Raw genomic sequence first — 6575 nt, 5'->3', positions numbered from 1 at the left:
CTGGACGGAGGCGGAGCGAGCCGGAGGCGAGCGCAGGGAGGTCCAGGCCTGGCACGTGTTCATCTGCGCACGCCGCGCATCGCGAAAGCGATTGCGCCGACCGAAGGGAGGCGCAACGGTGCCTGATCGAAGATCGAAGATGTGACCCCATCGATAAAGGAGCGAAGATGAAGACGGATAGCGAACGGTTGTATCGCCAGATGGCGAGGATTCGGTTCTTCGAGGAGGCGCAGGCGGACCTATGGAACCGCGGCCTCATCCCCGGCGAGATGCACCTGGGGATAGGGGAGGAGGCGGTGGTGGCCGGGGTCCTCGACCACCTCGAGGAGGGCGATGCGCTGGCCCTCGACCACCGCTCGACGCCGCCCCTGGTGGCCAGGGGAGTGGACCTAACCTCTATACTCCTGGAGGTGATGGGGGAGGAGGAAGGATTGTGCCGCGGCATGGGAGGCCACATGCACCTGTTCTCTAGGGAGCACCTGGCGGGCTCCTCAGGCATCGTGGGCTCTTCCGCCCCCCTGGGCGCGGGTTTCGCCCTGGCCGCCCAGTATCTCAAGCCCGGCGCGGTGGCCTTCTCCTTCTTCGGCGACGGCGCCGCCAACCAGGGGCTGGTGCTGGAGAGCCTCAACCTTGCCGCGGCCTGGCGGCTCCCCCTCATATTTGTGTGCAAGGACAACTCCTGGGCCATAACCACCCGCACCCGCTCGGTGACCGGGGGATGCCTCGTGCGCCGGGCGGCCTCCTTCGGCATGCCCGCCTGCCGCGTTGACGGCACGCGGGTGGAGAAGGTCTGGGCGGCGGCGGGGCGAGCGGTGAGGAGGGCTCGGGCGGGCCGGGGCCCGAGCTTCATCTTGGCCTCCTGCCCGCGCATGGAGGGCCACTTCCTCGGCGACCCCCTGCTGCGCGTGTTCAAGGAGCCTCTCAAGCAGACGGCGGAGATCGGCCCGCCGCTCGTGCGGGCCATGCTCTCACGGCCCCCGGCCGCGCTGGTGCCGCGCTGCGGCCATCTGGGGAGCATCGGCAGGACCATAGCCGCCCTGGGCGTGGAGAGGTACCTGCTGAAGGTCGACCCGCTGCACCGGGCGGCGAAGGCGGTCCCCGCGGAGGCGCGCGAGAGGATCGAGGAGGAGGCGAAGAGTGAGGTGGCGGACGCCGTAGCGCGGGCCATGGAGAGGAGGAGGCGCCATGCCTGAGATGAGCTTCGCGGCGGCCATAGACCGTGCGTTGGAGACGGCCATGGCCGGAGACGAAAGGATCGTCGTCCTGGGCGAGGACGTGACCATGTTGAGGCGCAACCTCTTCGTGCGCTTCGGCCCGCGCCGGGTGCGCCAGACCCCCATCAGCGAGGCCGCCTTCCTGGGGGCCGGGGTCGGGGCGGCCATGGCCGGGCTGCGCCCGGTGGTGGAGATCATGCTGGTGGACTTCATCGCCGTGGCCTACGACGCCCTGCTCAACGAGGCGACCAAGGTGAGGGCCTTCTCGGGCGGGAAGTGGAACGTGCCCCTGGTGGTGCGGGCGGCCTGCGGCGGCGGTTACGGAGACGGCGGCCAGCACGAGCAGTGCCTGTGGGGCACGCTCGCGGGTATGCCGGGCATCGCGGTGGTGGCCCCCTCCAATCCGGCGGATGCGGCCGGGCTCATGCTCTCCGCCCTGTCCTGCGATGACCCCGTGGTCTATCTCGAGCACAAGCTGCTCTCCGACTACTGGCTGGATTATCTAGGCGGCGCCAGCCGGGGCACGGTGAGCTTCGACGTGCCCGAGGCGGGAGCCTTCGGGGAGGTGGAGGACCCGCCCCGCCCGGTGCCCCTGGGGAGAGCCAGGTTGGTCAGGGAGGGCGGCGACATCACCATGGTCAGTCTTGGGGTGGGGCTGCACCGCTGTCTCGAGGCGGCCTCCCGTCTCTCGCAGCGGGGCGTGGAGGCGGAGGTGATAGACCTGAGGAGTGTATGGCCTCTGGACCGCGAGCTCATCGCGGACTCCGCCCGCAGGACGGGCCGGGTCCTGGTGGCGGACGAGGACTACCTGCGTTTCGGCCTCTCGGGCGAGATCGCGGCGGTGCTGGCGGAGGCGGGGGTCAGGGCGGATTTCACCCGCGTGTGCACCGAGGACGTGGTGCCCTTCGCCCGCCACCTCGAGGACGAGGCGCTCCCCAACGTGCGCCGCATCCTGGAGGCCGCCCTCTCCCTCGCCTCGCGCTGAACACCGTCTCCCTGGTGGCGCTGCGTTGGTTCAGGCGTCAGACATCGCGGCGTCGAGCGCCTGTTTGCCGTGAACATATTGGTTCGAGGTGGTCGGTCACCTCTTTTGCTCGTGCGTCGAGGATCCGCCGCAGCCGCTGCCCGTCCGTTCAGGCTTTGGGGAGGCTGATGCGGAAGGTCGTGCCCCTGCCCGGGCTGGAATCCACGTCGATCTCCGCGCCGATGAGGTCGGCGGCGAGGCGCACGATGTAGAGCCCCAGGCCCACTCCCTCCCCGTGCCGGTCCAGTTCCTCCAGGCGAGTGAAGGGCTGGAAGATGACCTCGGTGAGCTCGGGGTCCATCCCCTCCCCCTCGTCCCTCACCGCCACCACGATGCGCTTCCCTCTCGCCTCCGCGGTGAGGGTGATAAGGGAGAGGTCGTCGCTGAAACGGCGCGCGTTGTCCAGCAAGTTCCTCAAGATGAGGCCGAGGCAGTAGGGGTCGGTCAACGCCTCCATGCCGTTGCCGCGCATGGTCATATGCACGCGTTTCCTGACCTCCTCCGGCAGCGACGAACATGCTTCCTTCAGCAATACCTCCACGTTGCAGGGCGCCAGTTCCACGGAAGCCCCGCCGTCTTTTAAGGAGGAGACGGTAAGGAACTTGTCCAGCAGGGAGTTCAGGCGCTCGCATGAGCTGACGATGTGGTCGAGGATCTCGTTGCGCGCTCCTTCCGACAGGCGCTGGAAGTAGTTGCGCAGGATGACGGCGAAGCCGTTGACCACGGAGAGCGGGATGCGGAACTCGTGGCTGGTGACGTTGATGACCTCGCTCTTGAAGCGGTCCGACTCCTCCAGCATGCGCTTGGCCTCCGAGAGCTCCTCCACCCGGTCCATGAGATGGAGGGAAAGGAGGTGGTTCTCCACGAAGAGGCCTATCCTCTTCGCCAGCCGGTCCAGGAACTCCAGATCCATGGGATCGAGGGCGAAGCGGTTCATCTTCTCCCCCACCAGCAGGACGCCCTGGATGACTTCCGGACCACGCAGGGGTATCAAGGCCACCAGCCCGCGCTCTCGCATCTCGGCGAGGACGGTCTTGTCGCCGGCTTCTGCGGACAAGTCCCGGTCCTCGAGGAGCAGGATGCGGTCCCGGATGCGGAAGAGACGGGAACGCTCGTCATCCTCGCGCTGGTACCCGCAGACCTCCCTGCCCACCGCTCTGGCGCCCATGATCCAGTTGCTCCCTTTACCGGTCACCGCCGCCGGGATCACGGCGGCGAGCTCCCTCAACCCCAGCCGTTCGCACACCATGACCAGTGAAAGCACCACCCCGTCCCGGATGTCGTTCCTGGACGTCATGGCCTCGGATGCCCGGTGCAGAAGCTCGACGTCGTCATATAGGCCGGAGAAGAAAAGGCGCGAGGTGAGTCGGGAGGACCAGCGCAAGGCGAGGGGCGTGAGGCAGACCACCGTGGTGAGGGTGGCGGCGGAGATGACCAGGTTCAACCGCGGGTCATCCCTCCACCACATGCTCGCCAGGGCATAGGCGGCCACCAGCGGGATCCCGAACAGAGCGATGGTCAGGAGATAGGAGAAGGTGCGACGCACCGCCAGGCGCACGTCCAGCAGGCGGTGCTTGAGGATGGCGTAGGCGGTGCAGATGATGGGGACCAGCGAGAGGGGGTACATAAGATCCGTGGTCACGTCGGGCTTTATCAGTGCGGGGAGGATTGCCGCCAGGATGACGGAAAGGGGGATGAATATCCCGAAGCCCAGCAGGATGTAGGTGGCGCGCGCGCGGTCGGTGCCCCGGGACCTCCTGCGTTTGAGGTGGACCATCCAGAGGGACGCCGCCCCCAGAACGGTCACCGTGGCTATGAAAAGGGGGTAAAGAGGCCCGTTGGTCTGACGGTAGATATCGTTGATGTATGTAGCCTCGGCCAGGGTCCAGGGCGTGAGGTTTATCATGGCCAGTGCCACCAAGAGGGGAAGAAGAATCCTCAGCCATCGGCGGCCTGGATTTTCTCCCTTCAGGAAGGCCAGGCAGAAGAGCATGAACGAGCCTTCAGAGAGCACGATGAGGAAATAGGATATACGGTATTCCCAAGTGACCAGCAGCGGGGAGGGGTCTCCGATGAGCCTGCCTGCGTTCGAGGCGACCACCCAGAGGGAGAACAGAAACAAGGCCGCCGCCAGGGAGCGGTTCAGGAACCCCTTTCGCGCCCTGTATATGGCGGCGGAGAGGAATAACGCGAAGACGGCGGAGACGTAGGCTATGGTAATGGTCACCACCGCGTTGCCCATGTTACATAACCCCCTCGGATCTGTTCGTATTATACAGCATGATTTATCATGCACTAATGATGGGCGTTTTGCTCAGCGGGAGAGCGCCTGCCTTACAAGCAGGAGGTCATGGGTTCAAATCCCTTAACGCCCACCAGGACAATAGAAGCCGGGCTCCGCGCCCGGCTTCCTCTACTACAACTTGAAAAACTTACAAGCGAACAGCATACAACGCGGCTATCTTTGCCTCTCAAGCTTAGCCTTCAGCCCCAATAGATCCTCGGTGGCCACCCTCCAGGTGAGTTTGAGATCCACTCCGAAATATTCATGGGCGATGATATCGCGCATGCCCGCCATCTCCTTCCAGGGGATGTCGGGGTGCTTCTCCTTGAAGTCCTGTGGGAGATTCTTCGCGGCCTCGCCGATTATCTCGACCCTTCGGATCACCGCGTCCTGAAGTTGTACCGACCCCAGGAAATCCTCCAGCGTCTTGCCGCGGAGATAGTCTTCGATGAGCCCGATGCATTCCAGGATATGATCCACGAATACCTGCGGGTCTTTCTTCACAGGATTACCTTCTGCTCGCTCATTATCCTGTCCTTGAGGAGCGGGTGAAGAGATTCATAGGTCAACACATCCACGCCCCTCCCCAGGATTGCTTCCAGCTCTATCTTCAGACCGGCCAGGTCGAGCAGGCTCTTCTCCCCCCGCAGCTCGACGAGGATATCAACGTCACTCTTTTCATCGCCTTCATCCCTCGCGATAGAGCCGAAGATGGAGGCCCTGGACACATCGTGCTTGTCGAGTACAGGTAAGATCTTCGCCGTTACTTCCTCCACAGTTACTCTCTTTACCATCTTCACCCTCCTGGACGCGATTAATTCTCTTGCATAATTATAGCAACCCCGATGCGCGGCTTGTCTGCCCTTCAGTATAAGCTCTCTTCCTTTCCCAGGTCACCGAACCGGCGCTCAAAAGACTGGTTGAAGATAAATCCGAGGACGGGGTTCGCGAATCTCCAGTCGGCCTCAAACGCTTTGCGGGGACATCCCGTCAGGCAACGGAAGCAGCGTATGCACCGCTTTCCCAAAACCGGGTATGGTTGCATGTCAATATTATCCACCGGACATTCCTTTGCGCACCACCGACACTGGTCGCATAAGTCGGAGTTCAGATTAGGCTTTGGGGTTGAAAGACGCAGAAAAGCATCCGTGTTGATGATGCTCATGATCTCGTAAGGACCCCATCTCCGCTTAAGGGCTTCGGGCCTGCTTTCCGGCAGCGGGGAGGGGATTCCGGCCGATATGTGCTCTGCGAGGGAGGCAGCGAAGCGCTGCGCCTCGGCCAAATCTTCCTCATCTGGCCGGCCCGGAAAGCGTCCGACCAGGCTGGGGGGCGGGTAAAACGGTTCCCCGCGCGCCAGAAAGCCGCCTACCACATCCCCGCCTTTGCGGCGTAAGAAGCGTGTCATATCATAGAGAACCCTTCCCGGCGCCCCGCCAGACGTGGCGAACACGAAAACCCGCCGGCCGTCAAGTCGTGGCATATCGCGAAGAAATCCCCTCACCGGTGTCGGAGCATGGCCGGCAAAGCATGGTGCCCCGACCCCGAGGAGGTCTGCGCCTGCGGCGTCTTTGGGGGTAGCCTTGCCAAGTGGGAGGGTCTTCACTACGTGCCCCTGCTTTTCAAACACCTGAGCCATGGCCTCCGCCACCTTGCGCGTGTTGCCCGTTTGCGAGAAGTAAATCATAGAGACGTCCATATCCCACCTACGCATGATCGGTTTGTTGAACCATGAAGCAGAACGTAATTGCGCGATCTCGGGCTGCAAATAGCCCGGATATCTCCCCTATATGCCGGCTGATACAAATATTCTCCGATATTTCCCACATACACCTCCAGGCATCAAATTTCTACTCAAATTCAGGTAAGCCAAAACGTCAAAGCCCCGGCATTCTTCTTTCCCTATGATGCTCATTCCTATTTTCGCGCCTAGAGCTGCAATTTCAGCGATATCCGGGGAAGCTTGAGCGCTTACGGCGTGTTCCATATTCAGTTCCTTTCGTTATCCGTTGCCTCAGGTGAAGGCTGCAGCCAGGGATCTGATGCGGACGAG

The 6575-nt window shown here is 63.1% G+C and carries 7 protein-coding genes and 1 tRNA gene; 3 read left to right on the top strand and 5 right to left on the bottom strand.

The genetic code is table 11. The features are described 5' to 3' along the window. Positions 1-167 precede the first annotated feature (167 nt). Both H5T74_14500 and H5T74_14495 read left to right on the top strand, forming a co-directional pair. The gene (locus H5T74_14500) at positions 168-1193 is read left to right on the top strand and encodes a thiamine pyrophosphate-dependent dehydrogenase E1 component subunit alpha (protein ID MBC7231585.1); all 1026 of its coding nucleotides are present in this window, start codon (positions 168-170) and stop codon (positions 1191-1193) included. After that, a complete protein-coding gene (locus H5T74_14495) occupies positions 1186-2199 on the top strand; it encodes a pyruvate dehydrogenase (GenBank protein ID MBC7231584.1) in 1014 nt (337 codons plus the stop codon). Before H5T74_14500 ends, H5T74_14495 begins: the two co-directional genes overlap by 8 nt. 148 nt (positions 2200-2347) lie before the next feature. Here H5T74_14495 and H5T74_14490 read toward each other — a convergent pair whose 3' ends face one another. Next, complete coding sequence (locus tag H5T74_14490) at positions 2348-4480, bottom strand: hypothetical protein (GenBank protein MBC7231583.1); 2133 nt, start codon at positions 4478-4480, stop codon at positions 2348-2350. Positions 4481-4541: 61 nt separating this feature from the next. Between H5T74_14490 and H5T74_14485 the strand changes: the two genes are divergently transcribed. Then, a tRNA-Val gene (locus H5T74_14485) sits at positions 4542-4616 on the top strand. 80 nt (positions 4617-4696) lie between these two features. Here H5T74_14485 and H5T74_14480 read toward each other — a convergent pair. From H5T74_14480 to H5T74_14465, 4 genes are all read right to left on the bottom strand, one after another. After that, positions 4697-5026 (bottom strand): DUF86 domain-containing protein, encoded by a 330-nt coding sequence (locus tag H5T74_14480; GenBank protein MBC7231582.1) that lies wholly within the window; start codon positions 5024-5026, stop codon positions 4697-4699. Beyond that, entirely contained in the window at positions 5023-5316 is a 294-nt protein-coding gene (locus H5T74_14475) for a nucleotidyltransferase family protein (GenBank protein ID MBC7231581.1), read from the bottom strand. Before H5T74_14475 ends, H5T74_14480 begins: the two co-directional genes overlap by 4 nt. A gap of 71 nt (positions 5317-5387) precedes the next feature. Further along, entirely contained in the window at positions 5388-6290 is a 903-nt protein-coding gene (locus H5T74_14470) for a hypothetical protein (protein ID MBC7231580.1), read from the bottom strand. Between the two features lie 18 nt (positions 6291-6308). Continuing rightward, positions 6309-6509 carry a hypothetical protein gene (locus H5T74_14465; protein ID MBC7231579.1) on the bottom strand — a complete coding sequence of 67 codons (201 nt, stop codon included), beginning with the start codon at positions 6507-6509 and terminating at the stop codon, positions 6309-6311. Between the last annotated feature and the right edge of the window lie 66 nt (positions 6510-6575).

This window comes from Actinomycetota bacterium, assembly GCA_014360645.1.
In the GTDB taxonomy this organism is placed as follows: domain Bacteria; phylum Actinomycetota; class Geothermincolia; order Geothermincolales; family RBG-13-55-18; genus Solincola_B.
The sequence above is the reverse complement of the archived record's forward strand: the minus strand, read 5'-3'. Positions and strand labels throughout refer to the sequence as shown.

What these genes read in the sequence shown, in the direction of transcription:
- H5T74_14500 (MBC7231585.1), top strand. Translation starts at nt 168, where the DNA reads ATGAAGACGGATAGCGAACGGTTGTATCGCCAGATGGCGAGGATTCGG.
- H5T74_14495 (MBC7231584.1), top strand. Translation starts at nt 1,186, where the DNA reads ATGCCTGAGATGAGCTTCGCGGCGGCCATAGACCGTGCGTTGGAGACG.
- H5T74_14490 (MBC7231583.1), bottom strand. Translation starts at nt 4,480, where the DNA reads ATGGGCAACGCGGTGGTGACCATTACCATAGCCTACGTCTCCGCCGTC.
- H5T74_14475 (MBC7231581.1), bottom strand. Translation starts at nt 5,316, where the DNA reads ATGGTAAAGAGAGTAACTGTGGAGGAAGTAACGGCGAAGATCTTACCT.
- H5T74_14465 (MBC7231579.1), bottom strand. Translation starts at nt 6,509, where the DNA reads ATGGAACACGCCGTAAGCGCTCAAGCTTCCCCGGATATCGCTGAAATT.